Source organism: Sphingomonas sp. KC8 (assembly GCF_002151445.1).
In the GTDB taxonomy this organism is placed as follows: Bacteria; Pseudomonadota; Alphaproteobacteria; order Sphingomonadales; family Sphingomonadaceae; genus Sphingomonas_E.
The window spans coordinates 1,569,767-1,591,455 of record NZ_CP016306.1; the positions used below are offsets into that span (position 1 = coordinate 1,569,767).

The 21,689-nt window shown below is 63.3% G+C and carries 21 protein-coding genes and 2 tRNA genes; 12 read left to right on the plus strand and 11 right to left on the minus strand.

The genetic code is table 11. The features are described from left to right. On the minus strand, window positions 1-459 hold the full coding sequence (locus tag KC8_RS07400) for a (2Fe-2S)-binding protein (RefSeq protein WP_010127599.1): 459 nt from the start codon (window positions 457-459) through the stop codon (window positions 1-3). Between the two features lie 140 nt (window positions 460-599). Here KC8_RS07400 and KC8_RS07405 point away from each other — a divergent pair. Next, window positions 600-675, plus strand: a tRNA-Lys gene (locus tag KC8_RS07405). Window positions 676-751: 76 nt separating this feature from the next. Here the strand turns inward: KC8_RS07405 and KC8_RS07410 are convergent. Together KC8_RS07410 and KC8_RS07415 are read right to left on the minus strand one after the other, a co-directional pair. After that, on the minus strand, window positions 752-1,135 hold the full coding sequence (locus KC8_RS07410) for a hypothetical protein (protein ID WP_232455657.1): 384 nt from the start codon (window positions 1,133-1,135) through the stop codon (window positions 752-754). A gap of 78 nt (window positions 1,136-1,213) precedes the next feature. After that, complete coding sequence (locus KC8_RS07415; RefSeq protein WP_232455658.1) at window positions 1,214-2,515, minus strand: methyl-accepting chemotaxis protein; 1,302 nt, start codon at window positions 2,513-2,515, stop codon at window positions 1,214-1,216. Window positions 2,516-2,677: 162 nt separating this feature from the next. Here KC8_RS07415 and KC8_RS07420 point away from each other — a divergent pair, with 162 nt between their 5' ends. The 4 genes from KC8_RS07420 (at window position 2,678) to KC8_RS07435 (ending at window position 6,240) form a co-directional block, all read left to right on the plus strand. Further along, entirely contained in the window at window positions 2,678-3,160 is a 483-nt protein-coding gene (locus KC8_RS07420) for a MarR family winged helix-turn-helix transcriptional regulator (RefSeq protein WP_010127595.1), read from the plus strand. 60 nt (window positions 3,161-3,220) lie between these two features. Then, on the plus strand, window positions 3,221-3,700 hold the full coding sequence (locus KC8_RS07425; protein WP_010127594.1) for a glutathione peroxidase: 480 nt from the start codon (window positions 3,221-3,223) through the stop codon (window positions 3,698-3,700). A gap of 119 nt (window positions 3,701-3,819) precedes the next feature. Beyond that, window positions 3,820-4,443, plus strand: a complete 624-nt coding sequence (locus KC8_RS07430) for a YceI family protein (RefSeq protein ID WP_010127593.1) — start codon at window positions 3,820-3,822, stop codon at window positions 4,441-4,443. Between the two features lie 258 nt (window positions 4,444-4,701). Further along, a complete protein-coding gene (locus KC8_RS07435; RefSeq protein ID WP_010127592.1) occupies window positions 4,702-6,240 on the plus strand; it encodes a 2-isopropylmalate synthase in 1,539 nt (512 codons plus the stop codon). A gap of 52 nt (window positions 6,241-6,292) precedes the next feature. On the opposite strand, the gene KC8_RS07440 is transcribed toward KC8_RS07435, so the two are convergent. Further along, entirely contained in the window at window positions 6,293-7,861 is a 1,569-nt protein-coding gene (locus tag KC8_RS07440) for a hypothetical protein (RefSeq protein WP_232455659.1), read from the minus strand. 531 nt (window positions 7,862-8,392) lie between these two features. Between KC8_RS07440 and KC8_RS07445 the strand changes: the two genes are divergently transcribed. Both KC8_RS07445 and KC8_RS07450 read left to right on the plus strand, forming a co-directional pair. Then, on the plus strand, window positions 8,393-10,153 hold the full coding sequence (locus KC8_RS07445; protein ID WP_029624837.1) for a DUF885 domain-containing protein: 1,761 nt from the start codon (window positions 8,393-8,395) through the stop codon (window positions 10,151-10,153). A gap of 95 nt (window positions 10,154-10,248) precedes the next feature. Further along, on the plus strand, window positions 10,249-11,424 hold the full coding sequence (locus KC8_RS07450) for a benzoate/H(+) symporter BenE family transporter (RefSeq protein ID WP_050805470.1): 1,176 nt from the start codon (window positions 10,249-10,251) through the stop codon (window positions 11,422-11,424). 22 nt (window positions 11,425-11,446) lie between these two features. Here KC8_RS07450 and KC8_RS07455 read toward each other — a convergent pair whose 3' ends face one another. Together KC8_RS07455 and KC8_RS07460 are read right to left on the minus strand one after the other, a co-directional pair. Next, entirely contained in the window at window positions 11,447-11,836 is a 390-nt protein-coding gene (locus KC8_RS07455) for an acyl-CoA thioesterase (RefSeq protein WP_010127688.1), read from the minus strand. Then, window positions 11,833-13,899, minus strand: a complete 2,067-nt coding sequence (locus KC8_RS07460) for a S9 family peptidase (protein ID WP_010127689.1) — start codon at window positions 13,897-13,899, stop codon at window positions 11,833-11,835. The genes KC8_RS07455 and KC8_RS07460 overlap by 4 nt, the downstream gene beginning before the upstream one ends. Before the next feature lie 69 nt (window positions 13,900-13,968). Between KC8_RS07460 and KC8_RS07465 the strand changes: the two genes are divergently transcribed. Both KC8_RS07465 and KC8_RS07470 read left to right on the plus strand, forming a co-directional pair. Next, window positions 13,969-15,762 (plus strand): aminopeptidase P family protein, encoded by a 1,794-nt coding sequence (locus KC8_RS07465; RefSeq protein ID WP_010127690.1) that lies wholly within the window; start codon window positions 13,969-13,971, stop codon window positions 15,760-15,762. A 5-nt stretch (window positions 15,763-15,767) separates the two neighbouring features. After that, on the plus strand, window positions 15,768-16,376 hold the full coding sequence (locus KC8_RS07470; protein ID WP_010127691.1) for a glutathione peroxidase: 609 nt from the start codon (window positions 15,768-15,770) through the stop codon (window positions 16,374-16,376). A 36-nt stretch (window positions 16,377-16,412) separates the two neighbouring features. Here the strand turns inward: KC8_RS07470 and KC8_RS20065 are convergent, their stop codons facing one another. Further along, window positions 16,413-16,550, minus strand: a complete 138-nt coding sequence (locus KC8_RS20065) for a hypothetical protein (protein ID WP_192807720.1) — start codon at window positions 16,548-16,550, stop codon at window positions 16,413-16,415. Between the two features lie 97 nt (window positions 16,551-16,647). Between KC8_RS20065 and KC8_RS07480 the strand changes: the two genes are divergently transcribed. Together KC8_RS07480 and KC8_RS07485 are read left to right on the plus strand one after the other, a co-directional pair. After that, window positions 16,648-16,722: transfer RNA gene (locus KC8_RS07480), tRNA-Thr, on the plus strand. Window positions 16,723-16,840: 118 nt separating this feature from the next. Beyond that, window positions 16,841-17,089, plus strand: a complete 249-nt coding sequence (locus KC8_RS07485) for a hypothetical protein (RefSeq protein ID WP_029624838.1) — start codon at window positions 16,841-16,843, stop codon at window positions 17,087-17,089. Here the strand turns inward: KC8_RS07485 and KC8_RS07490 are convergent. The 4 genes from KC8_RS07490 to KC8_RS07505 all read right to left on the minus strand — a co-directional run bounded on the left by KC8_RS07490 (window position 17,086) and on the right by KC8_RS07505 (window position 20,884). Next, a complete protein-coding gene (locus KC8_RS07490) occupies window positions 17,086-17,277 on the minus strand; it encodes a hypothetical protein (RefSeq protein ID WP_138956796.1) in 192 nt (63 codons plus the stop codon). The two genes, KC8_RS07485 and KC8_RS07490, sit on opposite strands and share 4 nt — an antisense overlap. 133 nt (window positions 17,278-17,410) lie before the next feature. After that, window positions 17,411-18,130, minus strand: a complete 720-nt coding sequence (locus KC8_RS07495; protein WP_050805471.1) for an esterase/lipase family protein — start codon at window positions 18,128-18,130, stop codon at window positions 17,411-17,413. 98 nt (window positions 18,131-18,228) lie between these two features. Beyond that, window positions 18,229-19,731: a porin gene (locus KC8_RS07500; RefSeq protein WP_010127697.1), complete on the minus strand. Its 1,503-nt coding sequence runs from the start codon at window positions 19,729-19,731 to the stop codon at window positions 18,229-18,231. Between the two features lie 127 nt (window positions 19,732-19,858). Further along, window positions 19,859-20,884, minus strand: a complete 1,026-nt coding sequence (locus KC8_RS07505; RefSeq protein ID WP_010127698.1) for a sulfate ABC transporter substrate-binding protein — start codon at window positions 20,882-20,884, stop codon at window positions 19,859-19,861. A gap of 178 nt (window positions 20,885-21,062) precedes the next feature. Between KC8_RS07505 and KC8_RS07510 the strand changes: the two genes are divergently transcribed. Further along, window positions 21,063-21,668: a DUF938 domain-containing protein gene (locus KC8_RS07510; protein WP_010127699.1), complete on the plus strand. Its 606-nt coding sequence runs from the start codon at window positions 21,063-21,065 to the stop codon at window positions 21,666-21,668. Window positions 21,669-21,689: the final 21 nt, after the last annotated feature.

Sequence of the window (21,689 nt, forward strand, 5' to 3'; positions counted from 1 at the left end):
TCAGGCCTCCAGCAGCTTGGCGGCGTCGTGGATCGCGGCGCGAATGCGGACATAGGTGGCACAGCGGCAAATGTTGCCGTTCATCGCCCGATCGATATCCTGATCACTGGGTTTGGGAATTTCGCGCAGCAGCGCCACCGCGCTCATCACCTGACCGGACTGGCAATAGCCGCATTGCGGCACATCGCGCGCCACCCACGCCGCCTGCACGGCCTTGGCCTCCGGCCCCTCGACCGCCTCGATCGTGGTGATTTCGCCGCTGACGGCGGACACCGGCAGCGAACAGGACCGCAGCGGCTGGCCATCCATATGAACGGTGCACGCCCCGCACATCGCGACACCGCAGCCGAATTTGGTGCCCGTCAGCCCCAGTTCGTCGCGGATCACCCACAGCAGGGGCGTGTCTTCATCGACATCCACCTCGCGGGCAACGCCGTTGACGGTAATCGAATATGCCATGTCTCTGCTCCGGCAGCCCCAGCCGCGCGCATTCTAGTGCACAACAACGAGTTGTCATGTGATAAGGATTCTCAACAACGAGCGAGGTTGACCGCTACCGCATCGGCGCATAGGGAGGCGCCGCTTCACAGCATTGGTGAGGGCTCGTAGCTCAGTCGGTAGAGCAACGGACTTTTAATCTGTAGGTCCCGGGTTCGAATCCCGGCGAGCCCACCAACCCGCTTTCACAATCAGCCCCGAAACCCCGCCAGCCGCATGAAAATGGCGGGCGCAATGATGGCCCGCCGAAATCCTATTTTCCCGCCTTGAGATTGGCGAGATCCGCGTCGATCGCGGTCAGCTTGTCGTCGGTGATATCGCCCGGCGCAAATTGCTGGATATCACGCAAGGTCATCCCCCGTGCCATTGCGATCTGATCGTTGGCAGCGATTTCGGGAAGATGCTTCAACAGGACCGCTTTGGCATCGGGATTGTCGAGCAGGTCGCCAATCGAGGTTCCAGCGGTCGAAAGCGGCGCGGCAGCAGCCGAAGCAGCGGCCGGGGCCTGTGCAGACACGGCAGTCGGCACGAGCGTCAAAGCGGCGCAAGCCGCCAATAGTTTCAGCATTTCAGACAATCTCCTAATCCGCGTCTTGGCGCGGCCGGACCATAAAGCACCGGGCCGCCGGATTTCCAAATGAATCCAGCGATACAGGCGGCACGGCCCGACAAGGCCCGGCGCATGAGAAACAATTTGCCGATCCGCACGCCCTGATCAGGCGGCGCGGATTTCGGCCAAGAAATGGCCGACGCGGCCATGCAGCCGGGTCGACCGGCCGGCGAGCGATTCGGCCATCGCTTCCATTTCGCGCGCGCGTTCGGCAGCCTGTGCCGTCCCTTCGCTGATGGCCTTTGCATTGCGGTTGATATCATCGGATGCGGCCACGGCTTCGCCGACATTGGTGGCGATGACGTGCGTCGCCCGGCTTTGTTCGGCAACCGCTTGTTCCATCGCACTGGCAAAGGCGTCGATCCGGCCGACAATGGCTTCGATGTCGCCATGGCCCGCATGAACGGCGGTGATGGCCTGACGGATATGAGCAACCTCGCCGTGAATCCCATAAGCCGCCGCTGCTGCCTGGGAGGCCAGCGATTTCACCTCATGCGCGACCACCGCAAAGCCGCGTCCCGCTTCGCCGGCGCGGGCGGCTTCGATCGTGGCGTTGATCGCCAGCAGGTTCACCCGGCCGGCAATCTCCTCGATCAATGTCACCACCCCGCCGATCCTGGTTGCGGCGGTCGTCAGTCCGGCTGCACGCGCGCCGCCATCGGCGACGATCGTTACCGCCTCGACCGTGGACGCCCGTGCCGCCTGCATGGCATCGAACGCCGCGGCAAGCCCGCTGCCCCGTGTCGCGACCTCCACCATATTGGCGGACGCCTGCGACGCCGCCCCCGCCATGACGCCGGCCCGCGCCCCGTTTTGCGATGCGCGGGCGGCTATCCCGCCGGCGGTTTGCCGCACAGCGGCCGACAGGGCATCAAGCTCCTGGCCAAGCGTCGTCGCCTCACGGCGCAATCGTTCGCCCGCTGCATCGATCACCGACAATCGCTGCGCCGCCGCCGTCGCACGCTCCGCTTCGCGTGCGGCCGCCAGCCGCAGCAGGGTGCGGTTCGCGATGACACCATGATAGCGGCCATCGCGAGTGACGATCAGCCCCTCGCTGCCACCGCTGGCGGCATAGGCATCGAGCAATGCGCCCGTCCCGATATCATCCGCCACGACCGGGCACGGCCGCACATGGTGCGACAATTGCATCCCGATACCGGGATTGCTGAGCAGCGCATGGCCGAAGGGATTGAACAATATTCGCTTGAGATCGGCTTCGAAGATTGCACCGGCGGGCCGGGCATCCGAATCGATTACCGGCAACAGCCGCAGATCGGGCCGCGCGCGGAAAATATCGATGGCTTCGGCCAGCGGCGCATCCACACCGATCGAGACATGCCCCGTAGCCACGCGCAACGCTTCGCCCGCCACCGGCCGCCCCCCCTGACTGTCATTCTGTCGCGCCACGTTCGCCCCGTCTTTCCAGGATCGCGGGATTAGGGGGCAAGGGGTAAACAGAGCGTAAGGTTAATGTTGCACTTATATGAAAACAAATAATTTTCTTTCTTATTGCCAACCGAAAGGGATAGACATTGCACCCGGCTGATCTCACCGATTATATATGTCAACATGGCTGTCCAATCTGCATCTCCACTTTTCCTGCGTGAACCCGAAATCCGGCGCGGCATCGAGCTGCTCTATTTCGGATACAGCCACCTCTATCGTGGAATCGACGAAGGGCTGTCGCGGCAGGGGCTTGGCCGTGCGCATCATCGCGCGCTCTATTTCATTGCGCGCCAGCCCGATCTGACGGTGAGCGACCTGCTGCACATTCTGGGTATCACCAAACAATCGCTCGGCCGCGTCCTCAACGAATTGACCGAACGTGGTTTTGTCGAAAGCCGCACCGGTCGCGAAGATCGGCGTCAGCGCCTGCTGCGCCTCACCCCCGAGGGCGCGACGCTCGAAGCCGAATTGCTGGAAGCGCTGCGCTCCAAATTGTCCCGCGCCTATGCCGAAGCCGGCCAGGGTTCGGTTGCCGGTTTCTGGACCGTACTCGAAGGCCTTATTCCCGCCGACGAACGCAAGCGCATTGCCAATCTGCAACGCTGACTTGCAACCCGCCACGGAGCGCGCATCTTGCGATCGAAACGCAAGAGGGGGCGAATCGCGATGGCGGACATCTATGATTTTACGGCAAAAACGATCGATGGCGCGGATGTGCCCCTGGCGGATTATCGCGGCAAGGTGCTGCTGATCGTCAACACCGCCAGCAAATGCGGTTTCACCCCCCAATATGACGGACTGGAAAAGCTGCACGAAGCCTATGCCGATCGCGGGCTGGCCGTGCTGGGCTTCCCCTGCAACCAGTTCGGCGCGCAGGAACCGGGCGACGAAGCCGAAATCGCAAACTTCTGCACGTTGAAATATGACGTGAAATTCCCGATGTTCGCCAAGATCGATGTGAATGGCGATACGGCTCACCCGCTTTACAAATATCTGAAAAATCAGGCCAAGGGCGTACTGGGCACCGAAGGGATCAAGTGGAACTTCACCAAATTCCTGGTGAGCCGCGATGGCACGGTCGTCGATCGCTTTGCCCCGACCACCAAGCCCGAAGATCTGCGCGGCGCGATCGAAAAGCTGCTTTAGGCAGCGGATCATGTGATCCGGCGACGCGGATCCAGAAACAATTCATTTCGGTTTCGGTGTTTGACAGGATCGGGCGCCCCGGCCAGCTTCCGGGGGTTATTCCTTATTCGGAGCCTGATATGCGCAAAATCGTCATTGCCCTGGCGCTCGCCACCAGCGCCGCCATCGCCATTCCGGTCATCGCCCAGATGCCGATGACGGCGCCGGGCGCCAAGGATGCGTCGCGGGTGAAAGCCGGCACCTATACGGTGGACAGCGCCCACGCGCAGATCATGTTCGAGGTCAACCACCTTGGATTCAATGACTATTTCGGCCTGTTCGGTGATCCCACCGGCACCTTGACGATCGATCCGGCCAACCTGCAGGCGGCCAGCGTGTCGATCGAAATCCCGATCAATAAGGTCGTTACCAGCAATGCCGATCTCACCAAGCATCTGCTGGGTGCAGATTTCTTCGACGCCACCAAATTCCCGAAGGCGACGTTCAAATCGACCAGCGTGGTCGTCGATGGCGATGACGCCAAGATCACCGGCGATCTGACGATCAAGGGCATCACCAAGCGCGTCGTGCTCGATGCGGAATTTTCCGGCGCCGGCTATTTCGCGGTGACCAAGAAGGACACGATCGGCTTCGAAGCCGAAACCAAGATCAAGCGTAGCGATTTCGGCGTCAATTACGGCATCCCGATGGTGCCCGACGAGGTGGAACTGAAGATCAGCGTCGCCTTCGAACGCCCGGCCTGACCCTCATTATTGCCCCCTCCCCCGCGCGGGAGGGGGCGATTTCCCGGCGGTCCCGCGCGCCCGACCGAAGCCGCTGGACTTTGCTCCCCCTATCGCGTTATGGGCCATGTCATGTTGTCCCACCGCGGCCTTCTCCTGCTTCGACTTACGCGCCCTTAGGCGCGCGATTTCGCTCGGCCTCGACAGGGGGCTTCGAGCCACAGCGTCTAAGGGCAGAAAATCACCCCGAATGACAACCCTGCGACAGGAGCAGGCCCCGTGACCGATACCATTTTGATTTTCGACACCACCTTGCGCGACGGCGAACAGTCTCCCGGCTGTTCGATGAATCTCGAAGAAAAATTGCAGGTCGCCGCCCAGCTCGAAACGCTGGGCGTGGACATTATCGAAGCCGGTTTCGCGATCGCCAGCCAGGGCGATTTCGAAGCGGTGAGCGAAGTCGCGCGCCAGTGCAAGCGGGCGACCGTCGCCAGCCTCGCCCGCGCCGCGATCCCCGATATCGATCGTGCGTGGGAAGCGGTGCGCCATGCGGCCAAGCCGCGCATCCACACCTTCATCGCCACATCGCCGCTCCACATGCGGGTCAAGCTCAACAAAAGCCCGGACGAAGTGCTGGAAGCGATCGAACGCACCGTTTCGCACGCGCGCAACATCTGCCCCGATGTCGAATGGTCGGCCGAAGATGCAACCCGCACCGAGCCGGATTTCCTGGCCCGTGCGATCGAAACCGCGATCCGCGCCGGTGCCCGCACGATCAACCTGCCCGACACCGTCGGCTATGCGACCCCCGAAACCTATGGCGCGATGTTCCGCGACATGATCGCGCGCGTGCCGGGCGCCGATCTCGCGGTGTTTTCCACCCATTGCCACAATGATCTCGGCCTCGCCGTCGCCAACACCCTGTCGGCGGTGATGGCCGGCGCGCGACAGGTGGAATCGACGATCAACGGCATCGGCGAGCGCGCCGGCAACGCCGCTGTCGAAGAAATCGCCATGGCGCTCAAGATCCGCCACGATGTGATGCCGGTGCGCACCAACATCGTGTCGACCGAAATCACCCGCGCCAGCCGCATGGTTTCGGGCATCACCGGCTTTCAGGTGCAGCCGAACAAGGCGATCGTCGGCGCCAACGCCTTCGCGCATGAAAGCGGCATCCATCAGGACGGGATGCTCAAGGATTCGTCGACCTACGAGATCATGACGCCCGAAAGCGTCGGCCTGTCGACCTCCAATCTGGTGATGGGCAAGCATTCGGGCCGCGCGGCATTCCGCTCCAAGCTCGAAGAGCTGGGCTATGCGCTGGGCGACAATGCCTTCCAGGACGCCTTCGTCCGTTTCAAGGCGCTGGCCGATGCCAAGAAGGCGGTGTTCGACGAGGATATCGTCGCGCTCGTCGACGATGAAGTGTTGCGCGGCCATGATCGCATTCAGGTGAAGGATGTCGAAATCCATTGCGGCACGGGCCCTGCCCGCGCGATCCTGACCTTGGAAATCGATGGCGAGGAAAAGACCGCGGCCACGCGCGGCAGCGGCCCGGTCGACGCGCTGTTCGCAGCGATCCGCGAACTCGTGCCCCACGAACGCGGCACGCTCGAACGCTATGAAGTGCACGCCGTCACCGGCGGCACCGATGCGCAGGCCGAAGTGTCGGTATTGCTGTCCGAAGAAGGCCGCACCACGCGCGGGCGCGGCGCGCACCATGACACGCTCGTCGCATCGGCCCGCGCTTATGTGAACGCGCTCAACAAGCTGATGGTGAAGCGCGGCCGCGCGCCGGTGGACGTCGCCGCCGGCTGACAGGAATCAGGAAGGGGCGGCGTTGAGGCCGCCCCTTATTTGGTTTGCCGTGTCAGTAGACGGCGTTGTTATAGTCGACGGCTGCGCGGCGCTTGGGGGTTTGGGCGAGAGGCTGTCCGGCATATTCGCGCAGGCCCCAGGCGCCATGCTGGCTGATCGGCGAAGTCGAGTTGAACAGCGTCATCGTGTCGCCGACCTGCTTTTGCCAGCCGCTCAGATATTTCTTGTAGAGATCGTACATCCGCGGATCGCGCTGGATGCTCGTCAGCAGCGGCAGATTGGTGCGGTTGAGGATGTGCTGGCCGCCCTCATAGGCGATCGAACGCTTGCCGAACCGCGTGGCGATCGCCTTGCTTTCCACCCCACGGGCGATCGCGGCGTCGACATCGGCACCCAGCCAGGCGAAGATCTGATCGAGGTTCGTCCAGCCGGCCCGCGCATCATCGAACAGCGCGCCGCCAAAATAAGGCGCGGTCGCCACCGCATCCACATATTGCGCGGTGTCGCGGAAACCCAGCACCGTCTCGGCCGTCCACGCATTCGCGCTCTGCACCGACACCACCCGCACCAGCCGGCCTGGATTGGCCTTGAACACATCGGTCCAGATCCGGTGCATCGCCGCCGATTTCTCGGCATAGCGCCGCAGCATCGCTTCATGCGAATTGGTCGACAGCCCCGCCGCCAGGCCCTCGTCCCGCGCCTGCCCGGTCACCGGAAAGGCATAGTTCCACACCTCGTTCGACATCTCGACATAGGCCACCCGGCCCGACGCCAGATTGTCCCGCACATATTCGGCAAAGCGCCGGATATAGGTGTCGTCCGCATTCCACGGCATCGTGAACCACGGATCCACCCCGGCCTCGTTGGCCAGCCCCACCATATATTCCACCGCCACGCCCCGCGCGCCGCTCTGGTCCTGGCTGTCCAGCGTCGGCCGGGTCGCCCACGTCACCGTCGCATTCTGGTTCACATTCTGCCAGTCGAGGAACCGCACCAGCCTGTACCCCGCCAGCGATTGCACGAAGTCCGGCGAAAACAGCGCCGTCGTCGACGCGCTCTTCTCCCGGCAATCGATCTTGCGCACCGGATCGGACGGATCGGTCGCGCTCAGCGTCACCCGCGCCGGCATCACCTCGCCATTCTTCGCCGGCGCCCAGTCAAATTCGAAGCTGTTCGCGCCCTGCGAAACCGCGCTGACGATACCGCCCGGCGCCAGCGTCCCCTTGCCCGCCCAGCTGCACCGCACGCGAACCGGCGCCGTCCCATACGCCCCTTCCGGCGGCAGCAACGGCAGATGCGCCACCTCCCCCGGACTGAGCGATTTGACCGTGTCCGTCCCGTCGAGCCGACCCGTATCCAGCACCCCCCAGGGCGCGCTCCACGACGCCTGCCACATCCAGCCGCCGCTGCCCTGCGCCAAATTCATCAGCGCCCGTTCGCCGCTATAATAAATCGCACTCGTCAGGTTCAGACCCAAACCAGAACGCAACGGCACCGGAACAGGCGAAGGTGAAGGCGATGTGGTGCTTCCTCCGGTCGGAGCCTTCACCGCCGGCTTGATCACCGGTTTCGACGAAGTGGAAATAATGAACGTCCGGCCAAAAATGGTAAGCGTCGCCACACCAGCAAACGCCGTGCCGGCGCACAGGGCCGCGATGAGAGCGACCTTGGCCGAATGGGATTTAAGCGACGTTCGCTGCGGAGCCGCTGGGGATACAATAGTCAACATCGCGGATAACGACCTCTGTTATCGGACGGCGCCCCCACACGCCTAACCCGTCATTCGTTGACCGCGACTCTATAAAGACCCGTTAACATGAAAGCCCCCCATCGCCCGTTCATCGAAAATTAAGGACGATTCTCGACGAGCCGTTCGATAAATCCGCTAGAAAAATGGATCGATTCTTCACGAAAATCGATTATCTATTATTTTCGGGCATTTAGTTAAATGCGATATTTCGTTATATTTACGCGCCGATCAGAAGATAATTCTGGTTGATTTTTATCTGTTTCCCAAATGATCTTCGCCATCGGATTCGATCCGACAATCTGTTCGATTTTTCATCTTGCGATAACAGCAATATATAGCCCTTGAAAAATCGAAAATTTCCTTTGATTGATAATGAGTTGTCACCATTCAGGTGTCCGCAGCATGATTCGACATATCTTGATGCCCATTGCCGCGCTCGCTGTACCGCCTTCGGCTTTTGCGGGGGCAGCCTCCGTTCCGCATGCCGCGCGAACTGCGACCAACGACAATGCCGACGCGCGCTTGAAAACACTCTACGACGCTGAGTGGACATGGCGAATGCGCCAGTTCGCGCAGGTGAAGGGAGAAAATGGCTGGACCATCAACGGCGACCACCTCCCGCGTGTCGACGCCGCCAGCCAGGCCGCGCGCCTTGTATATTGGACTGATGTCCTCAGAAATCTGGACACTATTCCGCCAACTGAACTTTCCGCCGCGGAACAGATCAACTATGCCGTGTTTCGCACCAGCATCGTGGCGCTCGCGAACGACGTGCGCTTCAGGGGCTACGAAATGCCCTTCAACAGCGATTCCAGCTTCTGGGCGCATCTTGTTCCCAGTGGCGGCTATCGTACGGCCGACGAATATCGGCGCTACATCGCCCGCATGCGCGATGTTCCGCGATATTTTGACGAGAATATCACGAATATGCGCACCGGGCTGAAGCGCGGTTTCAGCGTGCCGCGGGCAACACTAGCCGGTCGTGATGCCTCCATCGTTCCCTTCGCCGCCAATGACGCTGCCCGAAACCCGTTCATGACACCGTTCGCGCAGATGCCGGATACGATTCCCGCCGCCATCCGCGACGATTTGCGCCGTCAGGGCGAGGTGGCGGTGCGCGAAGCAATCGTTCCCGCATATGAAAAACTGCTGGCGTTCATCCGCACCGAATATGTGCCCCGCGCGCGCGGCACGCTGGCGGCCGAAGCCATGCCCGACGGCAAGGCTTATTACGCCGCACAGATCCGTGAATATACGACGCTGGACCTGAGCGCCGCCGAGATTCATCAGATCGGCCTGCAGGAAGTGGCACGGATCGACGCTGAAATGCGCAAGGTGATGGCGCGCAGCGGATTCAAGGGCGGGTTCGCCGAGTTCCTCCATTTCCTGCGCACCGATCCGCAGTTCACCGCGAAAACCCCCCGCGAGTTGCTGAGTTATTCGGCCTATGTCGCCAAGAAGATGGACGGCAAACTGAAGGACGCGTTCGGCCTGCTGCCGCGCTACCGCTTCACCATCCTGCCCGTGCCCGACGCGATCGCGCCTTTCTGGACGGCGGGACGCGGGGGGCTGGAGGCGTGCTGGATGAACACGTACGACCTGCCGTCGCGGCCGCTTTACAATATCCCCGCGCTGACGCTGCACGAATGTTCGCCCGGCCACAGCTTCCAGGCCGCCCTTGCGCTTGAAGCGCCGGAGCGGCCGGATTTCCGGCGTGAGACCTATTTTTCGGGCTATGGCGAAGGGTGGGGCCTCTACACCGAATGGCTGGGGGGAAAGCTTGGCATCTATGAGACGCCGTATGAGGAGTTCGGCCAGCTATCCTATGAGATGTGGCGGGCGGCCCGGCTGGTGATCGATACCGGCATCCATTCGCAAGGGTGGAGCCGCGAGCAGGCGATTGCGTATCTGCGCGATCACACCGCCCTGTCAGCGCATGAGGTGGCGACCGAGGTGGACCGGTATATCAGCTGGCCGGGACAGGCGCTGGCGTACAAGCTGGGGGAAATGACGATCCGGCGGCTGCGCAAGGAAGCCGAAGAGGCGCTGGGCGCGCGGTTCGACCAGCGGCCGTTCCACGATATGATCCTGGCGCTGGGGAGCGTGCCGCTGCCGGTGCTGGAAGAGCGGGTTCGCGCGTTCATCGCAGCGGGCGGGAAATGAAGCGGGGATGATCGCCAGCCGGCGGTGGGCCAAGTAGAGCGTCAGCTTGATACCGATTGCCGTCTCCCCCCCTTCCCTGCCGAGTGTCTCAACCAATGTCCAACACGCCTGCCGCCCCCTTGGCCGCCTGGTCGTCCGCGCTGATTGCAGCGCTGATCGGATTTGGCGGCACGGTCGCGCTGATCGTGCAGGCCGGACAGGCCATGGGCGGATCGGCCGCGCAGATCGGATCGGCGGTGACCGCCCTGTGCATCGGCATCGCCGTGGCGGGCGCGGGGCTAAGCGTGGCTTTGCGCATGCCGATCGTGCTCGCCTGGTCGACCCCAGGCGCGGCGCTGCTGGCCGCGAGCACGGCGCAGGCCGGCTGGCCTGCGGCAACCGGCGCGTTCATCGTCGCGGCAGGGATGATGGTGGTGCTGGGGCTGGTACCAGCACTTGGCCGGCTGGCCGGCCGCATCCCGGCGGCGGTGGCATCGGCGATGCTGGCGGGCATATTGCTGCCCTTCTGTCTTGCGCTGTTCCGCACGTTCGAGGTGGACGTGGCACTGGCGGGCCTGCTGCTGCTGGCCTTCATCGTCGCGCGGCAACGCTTCCCGCTCTACGCGCTGTTGATCGTCCTCGTCGCCGCCATCGCGCTGGTGACGCTGCGCGGCGATGTCGCCGCCCTGCCCGCAGGTGCGCCGTTCGGCACGCTGACGCCGACCTGGCCGGTGTTCGATACCCGCGCGATCATCAGCCTTGGCGTCCCCCTGTTCCTGGTCACGCTGGTATCGCAGAACCTGCCGGGGTTCATCGTGCTGAAATCGGCCGGCTACACGCCCCCGCCCGGCCCGATATTGTTCACGACCGGGCTGGCAACCGCAGTGCTGGCCCCGTTCGGCGCGCATGGCGTGAACCTTGCCGCGATCACCGCCGCGATCTGCACCAGCGCCGACGCCCATCCCGATCGCGAACGACGCTGGATCGTCGGCCTGATCTACGCCGGGTTCTATATCATGCTGGCCGCGTTTTCGGTGCCACTGGTGGGCCTGTTCCTGGCGATGCCGCACGCAACCATCGCGGCGATCACCGGGATCGCCCTGATCGTCCCGCTGATCAATGCGCTGGACGGGATGCTGGCATCCCCCGGCGAACGCGACGCCGCCATACTGACCTTCGCCGCCACCGCATCGGGCATGTCGCTATGGGGCATCGGATCGGCTTTCTGGGGCCTTGCCATCGGCTTTGCGGCCCTTGCCGGCAAGGCATTGTTCGCCCCGCGCAAAGGCTGACCGAAGCGACGTTTAGAACCCTTCACAAAAACGGGGCCGCCACGTCCGCCGGCACCCGCAACGGCCGGCCGCTCGCCTTGTCGAGGATCGCCCAGGTGGTGCGCGCGCGGACATGGGGTTTGCCCTCGGCCCCGACAAATTCGACCATGCGATCGAACCGCGCCCCTTTCGGCGCATCGGGAATCCACGTCCGCGCCGTCACCGTGCCACCGGGGCCAAGCGCGCGCAGATAATCAATCTCGTGCCGGGTCACGACCCAGATATAGGCATCGACATGCGCCGGATCGGCCACCGCCATCCAGTGGGCGGTGGCGACATCCTGAATCCACCGCACCCACACCGCATTGTTGACGTGGCCAAGTTCATCAATGTCGGCCGGCGCAGCGGTGAAGGTGAGGGTGAACGGGATCATGCCGGTTGCGGCCCAGCCCCCATCCGGGTGAGGATGAAGGCATAGGCCTCTGCATCTTCGCGCAAACTATCGAAGCGGCCGGATTTGCCGCCATGGCCCGCGCCCATATTGGTTTTCAGCAGCAGGATATTCTGGTCCGTCTTGGTGGCGCGCAGCTTGGCGGCCCATTTCGCCGGTTCCCAATAGGTGACGCGCGGATCGTTCAGCCCGCCGGTGATCAGCATCGGCGGATAGGCCTGGGCCGTCACATTATCATAAGGGCTGTAGCTGCGGATCAGATCGAACGCCGCCGGATCGGTGATCGGATTGCCCCATTCGGGCCATTCGCCGGGCGTGAGCGGCAGGCTTTCATCCTGCATCGTGTTGAGCACATCGACGAACGGCACATCGGCGACGACAGCGCCCCACAGATCGGGATCGGTATTGGCGACGACGCCCATCAGTTCGCCCCCCGCCGATCCACCGTTGATCGCGATACTCCCCGCGCGGGTGAAGCCGGCGGCGATCAGGCCGTTGGCCGCATCGACGAAATCATGGAAAGTGTTCCACCGTTTTTCGGCCTTGCCATCGAGATACCAGCGATAGCCCAGATCATCGCCGCCGCGGATATGGGCGATGGCAAAGGCAAATCCGCGATCGAGCAGGCTCAACCGCAAGGTCGAAAAGCTGGGCGGATAGGCATAGCCATACGCGCCATACGCATAAAGGAAGAGCTTGCCCGTCCCGTCCTTCACGAAATCGCGGCGATAGACGACGGATACGGGCACGCTGGTGCCGTCGCGCGCGGTGATCGTCAGCCGTTCGGTGGCGTACAGCGCCGGATCATAGCCCGACGGGATTTCCTGCACCTTCAACGTGGTGAGGGCGCCCGTCGCCGGATCGAAATCATACACCGTGCCCGGCGTGACCATCGAGCTATAGGCCAGCCGATAGGCCGGCGGATCATATTCGGGGTTGGCCGCAAGGCCCGCCGTGTAGCTGGCTTCCGGGAAAGGAATGCGCGCTTCGCTGCCATCATATCCGCGCAGGCGCACCTGATCGAGGCCGTCTTCGCGTTCCTGCACCACCAGATGCCGGGCAAAGCTGGTCACCCCACGCAGATAATGGCGGTCCGATCCGGCGATCACCGTGGTCCATGCGCCGGGCGTGGCGGGATCCGCCTCCGCCAGCCGGAAGTTCACATGATCGTCGTTGGTGAGGATCCACAGCCGGCCGTGCGCGCTATCGACCGAATATTGCCGCTTGGGCTGGCGCGGGCTGACGAGCAGCGGGGCGGCCGCCAGATCATCGGCGGGCAGCAACCGCACCTCGCTGGTTTCATGATCGCCGGTCGCGATCACGATCCACGCCCGATCCTGCGTGCGGGACACGGCGACGCGGAAGCCTTCGTCGGCTTCTTCATACAAGGTCACATCGCCCGCCGGATCACTGCCCAGCACATGCAGCCGCGCGCGATAGGTGCGCCAGTTATCGTTGACCTCGGTATAAGCGACCGCGCTGGAATCCGCGTTCCACACCACAGCGCCATTGGCGACGTCCGTCACCGTTTCGATATCGACGCCCGTCGCCAGATCGCGGATGCGCAGGGTGAAGCGTTCCGCGCCATTATCATCGGCGGACCATGCCGCCAGCCGGCCATCGGGGCTGATTTCCAGCGCGCCCAGCCGGAAATATTCCTTGCCTTCGGCTTCGGCCGGTTCATCGAGGATAATCTGATCGGCGCCGCCGCCCACGGGCTTGCGATGCCAGACGCGATATTGCCCGCCCGGCCGGAACGCCCACCAGTACAGCCAGTCGCCATCCTTTTGCGGCACGCCGGCATCATCTTCCTTCAGCCGGCCCTTCATTTCGCCGAACAGCGTTTCGACCAGATCGGCGTGGGGGGCCATCGCGGCTTCGAACCAGGCGTTTTCCGCTTCCAGATAGGCCAGGATTTCAGGGTCTTCGACCTTGGGATAGCCCGCATCCTTCAGCCACGCCCATGGATCATCGATCACATGGCCGTGACGGGTGTAGCTGTGCGGTTTCTGGGCGGCGACGGGGGGCCGGGGCTGCATCAACATCCTCATTACTGGCGCATGGCCGCATAGCGGCTTATCTAGGAGCCAACAGAGATAGAAGGCCCGGTGTCGATGTCCACCTATGAAGATCGGTTGAAAGCCCTCCGTTCGGAGCTGGCGAAGCGCAAGCTTGATGGGTTCGTCGTCCCGCTGACGGACGAACATATGAGTGAATATGTCGGCGCTTACGCCCAGCGGCTGGCGTGGCTGACCGGGTTTCAGGGATCGGCCGGATCGGCGGTGGTGCTGCCGGCCGAAGCCGCGATCTTCGTCGACGGGCGCTATACCCTGCAGGTGCGCGAACAGGTGGATGGCGCGCATTGGAGCTACCAGTCGGTGCCGCAGACCAGCATCGCCGAATGGCTGAAGGGCCATGCCGGCCAAGGCGCGCGGATCGGCTATGACCCGTGGCTGCACACGCGCGGCTGGGTGAAGGCCGCGCGTGCGGCCCTTGCCGAAAAGGGCGCCGAACTCGTCGCGGTCGACACCAACCCGGTCGATGCCGTCTGGCCCGACCGCCCAGCACCATCGAAGGCGCGGCTGATCGTCCATGGCGATGCGCTGGCGGGCAAAACATCGGCCGAAAAGCGGCAGGACGTGGCCGATTGGCTGGCAGCACGCAAAGCCGATGCCGTTGTCGTCTCCGCGCTCGATTCGATCGCGTGGCTGTTCAACGTGCGCGGGCAGGATGTGGAACGCACCCCCGTCGCGCTGGCTTATGCGCTGGTGCAGGCCGATGGCACCGCCGATCTGTTCGTCGCCCCCGACAAGCTGGGCGATGATGTGGCCAAGCATCTTGGCAATGCCGTGCGCCTGCATCCACGCGACGCCTTTGCTGGTTATCTGGCGGGGCTTTCCGGCAAGACCATCGCGGTCGACCCCGAACGCGCGGTGGCGGCCATTTTCGAAGCGCTGGACGGCGCCGGCGCCAGGACGATCGAGGCCCGCGATCCGACCGTGCTGGCCAAGGCGGTGAAGAACGCAGCGGAAATCGCCGGGCACAAGGCAGCCCAGCTTCGCGATGGCGCGGCGCTGACCCGTTTCCTCCACTGGCTGTCGGTCGAAGCGCCCAAGGGCGGCCTCACCGAACTCGACGCGTCGGACAGACTGGAAGCGTTCCGCAAGGCCACCGGCGTGCTGCGCGACCTGTCGTTCGATACGATTTCAGGCGCCGGCCCCAATGGCGCGGTGGTCCATTACCGGGTGAGTGAAGAAACCAACCGGCCGATCGAGTTGAACTCGCTGTTCCTGATCGATTCGGGCGGCCAGTATGAAGACGGCACCACCGATGTCACCCGCACCATCGCGATCGGCACGCCGACGGCGGAGATGAAGGATCGCTTCACCCGCGTCCTGCGCGGCCATATTGCGCTCGCCCGCGCGACATTCCCGGCCGGTACGCGCGGCAGCCAGCTCGATGTGCTGGCGCGGCAATATCTGTGGGAAGCGGGGTTGGATTACGCCCATGGCACCGGCCACGGCGTCGGCAGCTATCTGTCGGTGCATGAAGGGCCGCAGCGCATCGCCACTTATGGCGGCGGGGATGAACCGTTGCAGGTCGGCATGTTCCTGTCGAACGAGCCGGGCTATTACAAATCCGGCGAATATGGCATTCGTATCGAAAATCTGGTTCTTGTAGAAGCGCGTGCAACAGAAGGTGCGGAACGCGAGATGATGGGCTTCGAAACGCTCACCTTCGCGCCGATCGACCGGGAACTGATCGATGCGGGCGCACTGCTGCCCGCCGAACGGGCGTGGCTGGACGACTATCACCGCCAGGTTCGCGAACGGATCGCTCCCCAGCTCGATGGCGCCGCGAAGGCCTGGCTCGAAGATGTCACGCGGCCGCTGGGGTCCGAAGGATGAAGGCGATGGGCAAGCGATGGAAACTGGGCGCCGCGGCGGTGATCGCCATCGGCGTGGTGACGGCAGTGGGCTATGCCCAGTTCCCAAGCGTCCCCGACACCCCGCCCATGGCCGCAGCCGAAGCCGCCAAGCGATCCGCGTGGGATTTCAACCTCGTCGCGATCGACGGCGCACCACTGCCAATGGCGAAGTTCAAGGGCCAGGTGGTGCTGCTGGTCAACACCGCCAGCATGTGCGGTTTCACCCCGCAATATGAAGGCCTGCAGAAGGTGCAGGACAGTTACGCCAAACGCGGCTTCACCGTCGTCGGCGTGCCATCCGGCAACTTCAAGGGCCAGGAATATGGATCGAACGGCGAAATCGCCGCTTTCTGCAAATCCAAGGCGGTAAAATTCCCGCTCGCCGAAAAATCGGATGTGGTCGGCCCGCAGGCGCTGCCGATCTATCGCTGGGCGGCGGCGAAACTCGGCCAGCAGAACACGCCCAAGTGGAACTTCCACAAATATCTGATCGGGCGCGACGGCCGGCTGATCGCCGCCTTCGGCACCCGCACCGCCCCCACCGACCCGAAAGTCACGTCGGCAATCGAAGATGCGCTGAAAACGCGAGGCTGATCGCGCCGCGGCGGCGATTCGCCCGGCGCAACGCGATTAAACGGCTGTATCGTCGCGCGCATCGCCGGGCGGTGGCGCGTCATCGCGCTCACGGCCCTGCGCCTTGCGCCTGCGCAGATTTTCACGCAGCGCCTCGGCCAGCCTGCGCGCGCGTTCGGGATCGTCTTTCGCCATATTTTTGCTCTGAAGCCGAAGAACCTTTTCGGCAAGCCTTGACGTACGTTCCAGCATTCTCCATAGGCGCGCCTCTAACGCGGTTTCCAACCGTAGTGCTGTCGTAGCTCAGTGGTAGAGCGCATCCTTGGTAAGGCTGAGGTCGGGAGTTCAATCCTCCCCGACAGCACCATTTTCTCTTCGAAATGGCATGATGAAACCGCCCTGCGGGGCCGGGCGATGCCGGATCCCGGCGATCGAAGGGCGGCCGCAATACTTTGCATGCGTCGCTGACGAACAAAGGATCGGACATGACGGATTTCTGGGACGAAACGGCAACCCTGATCGATCTGGACGGCACCGCGCCGTTCATCGGCAAGCTCAGCGACTGCGTCCGGCATTTCGCCGCGTTCAAGGCGACCGCCAAAGCGGATGCCCGCATCCTGCTGACCCGGCCCGTCGCGCGCGAAGGCCGCAAGACACGGGTGTGGGTGCTCAACCCCGTTGAAATCGAAGGCCTGGCCGCACGGATACGCGCCGGCGAAGGCAGCCCCGCCTAAAGCGACGCGCCGGCCGGCCGTGTGCGGGATGCCGTAGTTTCAGCCCATAATTTTTCGGCTTCCCGTTCATACTGCCTGGCAAAGCCCAGATGATAGGCCTGCACGCCCGGATCGCGGGCCTGGGCGGCCTTTTCCCGGCACTGTTTCATCCGGACAATAAGATATTCGCGGCTGCGCAATTCCGACATGTCATCCTCCATCACCCGATAGCATCGCGGCCCCGGCTATCCTGATGAAGCGCACCCGATCGCGCTTGGTTCCCCCATTCGTCGCATGGCCGGACGGGCTTCATCGCCGGAGCGCGCCCGCCGTGCCGGGCAGTCAGGCTTCCAGCGCGTCGAAGATCGCGCGGACGGCGGCTGGCGCGGACACGAAATCCATGTGCCGGCAATCGACCCGGACGTTATAGTCCGCTTCACCCGGCAAGCCCCGCGCGCAGGCCGGAGCCACGATGCCATCATGGGCCGACCACAAGGCCAGCGTCTTGACCGGCGGCTTCCTGGACAGTTCCACCTGCATCGGCGGCTGATCGACAGGGTGGCGGTTGACGAGTTCATACAGTTTCCACGCCCGATTGGCGCGCGGATCACCGGAAAAGGGGCTGCCCAAGGTGACGACGCGATCGACCAGATCGGGGCGCAGCTTGGCCAGTTCGCGGGCGTACAGGCCCCCCAGGCTCCACCCGATCAGCGAGACAGGCGTGCCTTCACGCAGCGCGATCGCATCCAGTTGAACAGTCAGGCGATCAAGCAGATCAGCGGTGGCCCCGCGATTGAGGCCCAGCCCCCAGCCATGCGGAGCATAGCCGGCCAGCGCCAGCATGCGCCGCAGCCTGAGCGTGAAGATATCACGGGCCATGAAGCCGGGGATCACCATCACCGCGCGGCCATCACCCTGACGGGTCTGCGCGATCCGCCGGGCAGCCGGCGCGGTGAACGGCCGCGACATCAGCGCCTGCCCTTCCGCCAGAAAGCGCATCAACGGCGGCACACCGCTATCGGCGGCGCCCGAGATGACAGATGTGTGAAGGGCGTATGACATGACGATGACAGATTAGTGCATCGCGCAAAGTTGCGGAAGGCTGAACGAAAATGCCCCCTCCGCGATGGAGAGGGCATTTTGCAATCCAGTGGTTCGGATCAGAAGTCGAAGTGCAGGCGCGTCGCGAAGGCTTCACCCTTGGCGGTGGTGCCGTTGACGATGGTGGGTGCCACCACCAGCGGTGAATTCTCGCCCTTGAAGCGGATATAGTTGAACATCAGCTTGGTGTAGGGATTGAGATACCAGTTGAGCGCACCCGTCCAGTTGATCGCTTTCTTGTCCAGCGGGGACAGGCCACGATCGGTCAGATTCAACTGGTCGTAACGCAGCGCCACTTCGAACGCGCCCCAATCGCCCTTGGCAGGGTTGAAATCGGTGGTCGGCTTTTGCCGATCGATCACGCCATTCTTGATGACGCGCGATTCGCCTGTCAGGAAATAGCTGCCGAAGACATAGAAGCCGTCGAAATCGACGTTCGATTCCGCACCATAGCGATCGATACTGAGGCGGCCATATTCGCCCTGTACCGAGAAGGGCCCGTAGATGACGGCGGCTTCGGCACCGACATAGAAGGCATCCTTTGCCCCCGTATCCGGGCCGCCGACCGGGCTGGCGCCGCTGATCTGCGCGCGGATGAGCCGGCCCCCATCGACGCGGCTGCTTGGCCGATCGCCGATATCGAGCGAATTGCCGTCGAAATTGGTTGCCAGGAACGCCGATGCACCAAAGTGCAGGGCCTTACCCGTATCCAGGATCGGATCCCAGGTGATCCGGCCATTGACGCTATAGCCTTCGTCAGCCGTGCCATTGGCGCTGCGCTGCACCGCTTCGCCGGCGCCGAATACGCCAACCGTGGCGTTCAGCTTGTCCGAGACATAAGCGACCGTCGCACCGACGCGGCGTTCAGCCCCCACCGCGCCGAACGCATTGTTGAACATGCTGCGTTCGAGGAAGGTGTTGAAGCTATCCGACGTGTTCGGTTCCAGCCCATAAGGCGCCTTCTGCTGGCCGACCGTGAGCAGCCAATTCTTGTAGCCATAAGACACATAGGCATCGAGCAGGCTGACATTGCCCTTCAGCAATTCGGCCTCGATCCGCCACTTGAACGCCTTGAACGCGGTGCCATCGAACCCGAAGCGGCCACGGCGCAGATCGGTGCCGTTGCTGTAATCATAGCCGCCGGCGCGTTCGTTATAGCCGGCATAGTCGATCTCGATCACGCCGCGCGGCTTGAAGGTGAAATTGCCGCCGACATCGGCGAAGGTGGGCGCCGGCGCATTGATCTGCACGCCCTTTGCCGCGCGGACTTCGACCTTTTCGACGCGATCGCTGGTGGCGCTGGCCTGTTCTTCCAGTTCCTTGTTGCGCGCTTCCAGCCGCGACACCTTGGCTTCCAGTTCGTTCAGGCGATCGAGCACGGCATCGCCGGTCTTGGGCGGAGCCGCCACATCGCCGCCGGCCGGAACCAGCGTGTCGAGGCCGGAAGAATCGCCATAGCCCTGAACCTGATCGGGAATGGCCGCCGGTTCGGCGGACTGGGCGATGGCCCCCGCCGGCGCCAGGGCGATCAGCGCCGCCCCAGCGAGCAAAATCGTCTTCATTGTCGTCATTCTCCCCGAAGGACGCAGGCGCCTGGGCGCACTGTCCCTGTTCATTACCCGCATTGCTACAATTCATGTCTTATAGATGGAACATGGCCCGGCCGGGCCGGGCCGAGCCAAAACCACCTCAGCGTTTGGCTTCTTCGAAAATCTGATCGAACAGGCCGCCATCGTTGAAATGCGATGCCTGTGCCCGCTGCCATCCGCCGAAATTGCGATCGATCGTCAGCAGCGCCGTTTTGGGGAAACGGCTGGCATATTTGGCCGCGACCTGCGGATTGCGCGGGCGATAATAATTATGGGCAATGATTTCCTGTGCTTCCGGCGTGTAAAGGTAGCGCAGATAGGCTTCGGCCACCTTGCGCGTGCCGCGCTTGTCGACAACCTTGTCGACCACCGCGACATTGGGTTCGGCCAGGATCGAAATCGACGGCACGACAATATCGAACTTGCCCTTGCCGAGCTGGTTAACCGCGAGGAACGCTTCATTTTCCCACGCCAGCAGCACATCGCCCTGCCCGCGCTGGACGAAGGTGGTGGTGGAACCGCGCGCGCCCGAATCCAGCACCGGCACATTGCGGAACAGCTGCGACACGAACTGCTTGGCCTTCACATCCGACCCACCATATTTGGCCTTGGCATAGCCCCACGCCGCCAGATAATTCCAGCGCGCGCCGCCGCTCGTCTTGGGATTGGGCGTGATGACCGAAACGCCGGGGCGGACCAGATCGTCCCAATCATTGATCTTCTTGGGATTGCCCTTGCGGACGAGAAACACGATCGTCGAATAATAGGGCGCGCTGTTGTTGGGCAGGCGCGTCTGCCAGTTGGCCGGCAGCGCCTTTGCCCGCTGGGCGATCTCGTCAATGTCATAGGCCAGCGCCAGGGTGACGACATCGGCCTGAAGCCCGTCGATCACCGCGCGGGCCTGCTTGCCCGAACCGCCATGGCTTTGGCGGATGGCGACATCCTGGCCGGTCTGCGCCTTCCACCGCTTGGCGAAATTGGCGTTCACTTCGCGATACAGTTCGCGCGTCGGATCATAGGAAACGTTGAGCAATTGCACGGCCGATTGCGCGGCAAGCGGTGCCAGCGGTGCAAAGGCGGCAGCGGCCGTCGCGAGGGCGCCGGCGATGAGATAACGACGATTCATATTCTCTCCCCATTTGGTAGAGTAATGCTATTCACAATTCATTTGGTAGAGAATAAAGAAATTGCATCACGGGGACGAGCAACCCTTCGTGCTACTCCGATTGGATGACCGCGATCGACGCATCGCCGGATGGCGCCATCCGGCTGCAAATCGCCCTGATCTCGGCTAGGCTGGCGATATGACCGACGATCCCCGCCGCCACGCCCCCGCCACCACGCGCAACCGCGATCCGATATTGGCGGTGCTGCGCCGTTTCCTGCCGCAAACCGGGCTGGTGCTGGAAGTGGCGAGCGGCACCGGCGAACATGCCGCTTACTTCGCCAGCCATATGCCGATGCTCGACTTGCAACCGAGCGACCCCGATGAAGGCGCCTGCGCATCGATCGCCGGATGGGCGGACGCGGCCCGGTTGCAGAATGTGCGCAACCCGCTGACGCTGGATGCCGCCGCCGATGCGTGGCCGATCGACCGGGCGGATGCACTGGTCTGCATCAACATGATCCATATCAGCCCGTGGGCCGCGACTTTGGGGCTGATGGCGGGCGCGGCGCGCACCCTGCCGGCGGGCGCGCCGCTGATCCTTTATGGCCCTTATGTTCAGGCCGGGGTGGAAACCGTGGCGAGCAACCAGGCGTTCGACGCCGATTTGCGGATGCGCAATCCGGCCTGGGGCCTGCGCGACCTGGCGGATGTGACCGCGCTCGCCCACGACGCCGGCTTTACGCGCGAAGCGGTGATCCCGATGCCGGCGAACAATCTGATGGTGGTGTTTCGGAAGGGCTGAACGGCTCCGTCATCCCAGCAT

Excerpts from the sequence above, each read along its gene's own strand:
- KC8_RS07490 (WP_138956796.1), bottom strand. The coding sequence starts at position 17,277 with ATGTCGGAATTGCGCAGCCGCGAATATCTTATTGTCCGGATGAAACAG.
- KC8_RS07510 (WP_010127699.1), top strand. The coding sequence starts at position 21,063 with ATGACCGACGATCCCCGCCGCCACGCCCCCGCCACCACGCGCAACCGC.
- KC8_RS07400 (WP_010127599.1), bottom strand. The coding sequence starts at position 459 with ATGGCATATTCGATTACCGTCAACGGCGTTGCCCGCGAGGTGGATGTC.
- KC8_RS07485 (WP_029624838.1), top strand. The coding sequence starts at position 16,841 with ATGACGGATTTCTGGGACGAAACGGCAACCCTGATCGATCTGGACGGC.
- KC8_RS07450 (WP_050805470.1), top strand. The coding sequence starts at position 10,249 with ATGTCCAACACGCCTGCCGCCCCCTTGGCCGCCTGGTCGTCCGCGCTG.
- KC8_RS07445 (WP_029624837.1), top strand. The coding sequence starts at position 8,393 with ATGATTCGACATATCTTGATGCCCATTGCCGCGCTCGCTGTACCGCCT.
- KC8_RS07470 (WP_010127691.1), top strand. The coding sequence starts at position 15,768 with ATGGGCAAGCGATGGAAACTGGGCGCCGCGGCGGTGATCGCCATCGGC.
- KC8_RS07420 (WP_010127595.1), top strand. The coding sequence starts at position 2,678 with ATGGCTGTCCAATCTGCATCTCCACTTTTCCTGCGTGAACCCGAAATC.
- KC8_RS07425 (WP_010127594.1), top strand. The coding sequence starts at position 3,221 with ATGGCGGACATCTATGATTTTACGGCAAAAACGATCGATGGCGCGGAT.
- KC8_RS07465 (WP_010127690.1), top strand. The coding sequence starts at position 13,969 with ATGTCCACCTATGAAGATCGGTTGAAAGCCCTCCGTTCGGAGCTGGCG.
- KC8_RS20065 (WP_192807720.1), bottom strand. The coding sequence starts at position 16,550 with ATGGCGAAAGACGATCCCGAACGCGCGCGCAGGCTGGCCGAGGCGCTG.
- KC8_RS07430 (WP_010127593.1), top strand. The coding sequence starts at position 3,820 with ATGCGCAAAATCGTCATTGCCCTGGCGCTCGCCACCAGCGCCGCCATC.
- KC8_RS07460 (WP_010127689.1), bottom strand. The coding sequence starts at position 13,899 with ATGTTGATGCAGCCCCGGCCCCCCGTCGCCGCCCAGAAACCGCACAGC.
- KC8_RS07500 (WP_010127697.1), bottom strand. The coding sequence starts at position 19,731 with ATGAAGACGATTTTGCTCGCTGGGGCGGCGCTGATCGCCCTGGCGCCG.
- KC8_RS07505 (WP_010127698.1), bottom strand. The coding sequence starts at position 20,884 with ATGAATCGTCGTTATCTCATCGCCGGCGCCCTCGCGACGGCCGCTGCC.
- KC8_RS07495 (WP_050805471.1), bottom strand. The coding sequence starts at position 18,130 with ATGTCATACGCCCTTCACACATCTGTCATCTCGGGCGCCGCCGATAGC.
- KC8_RS07455 (WP_010127688.1), bottom strand. The coding sequence starts at position 11,836 with ATGATCCCGTTCACCCTCACCTTCACCGCTGCGCCGGCCGACATTGAT.